Below are 3,165 nucleotides of genomic sequence, written 5' to 3'. Positions count from 1 at the left end.
CCCAGCACGACCACGAAACCGTTGGTCATGTACTCGCAGCCGTGGTCGCCCACGCCTTCCACAACCGCGGTCGCCCCCGAGTTGCGGACTGCAAAGCGCTCGCCGGCAATGCCGTTCAGGAACACTTCGCCGGCGGTAGCGCCGTAGAGCACCACGTTGCCCACCAGGATGCTTTCCTCCGGCAGGAAGGGCGAGGTCTTGGGCGGATAAGCGATGATGCGTCCACCTGAAAGCCCCTTGCCCAGGTAATCGTTCGTATCGCCTTCGAGCTCCAGCGTGACGCCGGTGGGCACGAATGCGCCAAAGCTCTGGCCGGCCGAGCCGTTGAACTTATAGCGAATCGTCCCCTCCGGCAATCCAGCACTGCCGTAGCGGCGCGCAATCTCACCGCCCAGCATGGCGCCCACCGTACGGTGCACGTTGCGGATGGCAAAGCTGCCGGTGACCGGCGTCTTCTTCTCAAGCGCGGGCTTGGCCTTGGCAATCAGCGCGTGATCGAGCGCCGTGTTCAGGCCATGATCCTGCTTGGTCATGCAGCGGCGCGCCACGCGCGAGGGCAGTTCGGGCGCATAGAGGATCGAGGACAGATCGATACCACGCGCCTTCCAGTGTGCGTCGGCGATAGCAGCGTCGATCTTATCCACGCGGCCTACCATCTCATTTACAGTGCGGAAGCCAAGCTTGGCCATGTGCTGGCGCATCTGCTCCGCGATGAAGAAGAAGAAGTTGATGACGTTCTCAGGCGTGCCCTGGAAGCGCTCGCGCAAGACCGGGTCCTGCGTCGCGATGCCAACAGAACACGTATTGAGGTGACACTTGCGCATCATGATGCAGCCCATAGCCACCAGCGGCATGGTTGCGAAGCCAAACTCTTCCGCACCCAGCAGCGCGGCAATCACGACGTCGCGGCCGGTCTGCAGCTTGCCGTCCGTCTGCACCTTGATGCGCGAGCGCAGGTCGTTGAGCAGCAGGACTTGTTGGGTTTCGGCGAGGCCAAGTTCCCACGGCAATCCTGCATGCTTGATCGAACTGAGCGGCGAAGCGCCGGTACCGCCCGTGTCGCCTGAGATGAGCACCACGTCGGCATGCGCCTTGGAAACGCCCGCAGCCACAGTGCCAACGCCCACTTCTGAAACCAGCTTGACCGCGATGCGCGCCTTCGGGTTTACGTTCTTCAAGTCGTAGATCAACTGCGCCAGATCTTCGATCGAATAAATATCGTGATGCGGCGGAGGCGAGATCAGTCCCACGCCGGGGATGGAGTGGCGCGTCTTCGCAATCACCTCATCCACCTTGTGGCCGGGCAATTGGCCGCCTTCGCCGGGCTTTGCGCCCTGCGCCATCTTGATCTGCAACTCGTCCGCGTTCACCAGGTAGTTCGTCGTCACGCCAAAGCGGCCGCTGGCCACCTGCTTCACGGCGCTGCGGCGCGAGTCACCGTTCGCGTCGGGCTTGAAGCGCGCTTCGTCTTCGCCGCCTTCGCCGGTGTTCGACATGCCGCCCAGGCGGTTCATGGCGATGGCCAGCGTTTCATGCGCCTCTTTGCTGATGGATCCGAAGCTCATGGCGCCAGTCGTGAAGCGCTTGACAATCTCCTTGGCCGGCTCCACTTCTTCAATCGCAATCGGCTGCTCGGCATACTTCAACTTCAACAGCCCGCGCAGCGTGGAGAGATTGCGATTCTGATCGTCAATGAGGTCGGTGTATTCCTGGAAGGTGGCAAAGCTGTTCTTGCGCACCGCATGCTGCACCTTGCTGATGGTCTGCGGATTGAGCAGGTGAAATTCGCCGCCCTCGCGGTACTGATATTGGCCGCCCACCACGAGCTCGGTTTCAGACTCGGTTAGCGGCTGGAAGGCATATGCGTGCTTGGTCTGCGCCTCGCGGGCCAGCACCTCCAGGTCAACGCCCTCGATGCGCGAGGCCGTGCCGGGGAAGTAGGCTTCCACCAGCGACTGGTTCAGGCCGACAGCCTCAAACACCTGGGCGCCGCGATAACTTTGCAGCGTGCTGATGCCCATCTTGGAGATGGTCTTGAGCAGTGCCTTGTTGATGGCCTTGATGAAATTCTTCTCGGCGTACTCCGCCGAAACCTTTTCAGGCAGCAGGCCGCGGCGCTTCAGGTCGTGGATAGTCTCGATAGCCAGATACGGATTGACGGCGCTGGCGCCGTATCCGATCAGCAGAGCGAAGTGCATCACCTCGCGCGGCTCGCCGCTTTCGATGATGAGCGCCACCTGTGTGCGTGTCTCTTCGCGCACCAGGCGGTTGTGCACAGCCGCCATCGCCAGCAGGCTGGGAATGGGCGCGTAAGTGGGATCGACGCCGCGATCGGAAAGGATGAGCAGCGTGTAACCGGACTGCACAGCGTGCGAGGCGCGGGCGCTGAGTTCGTCGAGCGCGCTCTTCAAGCCGGCTTCACCATCGGCGGCGCGGAACAGCGCAGGCAGCGTGGTGGCCAGCAAATCTCCAGACGATACGCGGCGCAGTTTTTCCAGATCGCGGTTCGTCAGGATCGGGTGCGGCAGCTTGAGCGTGTGGCAGTTCTCGGGCTTTTCGTCCAGAATGTTGCGCTCGGTGCCGATGTAGCTGATCAGCGACATCACCAGCTCTTCGCGGATGGGGTCGATGGGCGGATTCGTAACCTGCGCAAACAACTGCTTGAAGTAATTGAAGAGCGACTGCGGCCGGTCCGACAGGCAGGCCAGCGGCACATCGGTTCCCATGGAGCCGATTGGCTCCTCGCCCTTGGCAGCCATGGGCCCCAACAGGATGCGCAGATCTTCTTCGCTGTAACCGGCCGCGCGCTGGCGGCGGAGCAGCGTCTCCGGATTTGACGCGATCACGCGCGACGGCTCCGGCAGCATGTCGAGATTGATCTGCTGCTGCTTCAGCCACTCGCCGTACGGCTGGCGGCCGGCCAGCTCCTTCTTGATCTCGGCGTCGGAGACGATGCGCTTCTCCACCGTGTCCACCAGGAACATGCGCCCCGGTTGCAGGCGGCCCTTCTTGCGAATGTCCTCGGCAGGCACCTCGATCACGCCGGCTTCGGAGGCCAGCACCACCAGGTCGTCCTTGGTCACGATGTAGCGGCCGGGGCGAAGCCCGTTGCGGTCGAGCGTGGCGCCGATCACGCGGCCATCGGTGAATGCAATCGCTGCCGGA

General features: G+C 62.7%; 1 protein-coding gene. It reads right to left on the bottom strand.

All coding sequences use genetic code 11. The features are described 5' to 3' along the window. A partial coding sequence (gltB, locus tag VMA74_RS04205; protein WP_325365118.1) for a glutamate synthase large subunit occupies positions 1-3,165 on the bottom strand: 3,165 nt, incomplete at both ends.

The sequence above is a fragment of the Dyella sp. genome (assembly GCF_035508675.1).
Classification (GTDB): domain Bacteria; phylum Pseudomonadota; class Gammaproteobacteria; order Xanthomonadales; family Rhodanobacteraceae; genus Dyella_B.
The sequence above is the reverse complement of the archived record's forward strand: the minus strand, read 5'-3'. Positions and strand labels throughout refer to the sequence as shown.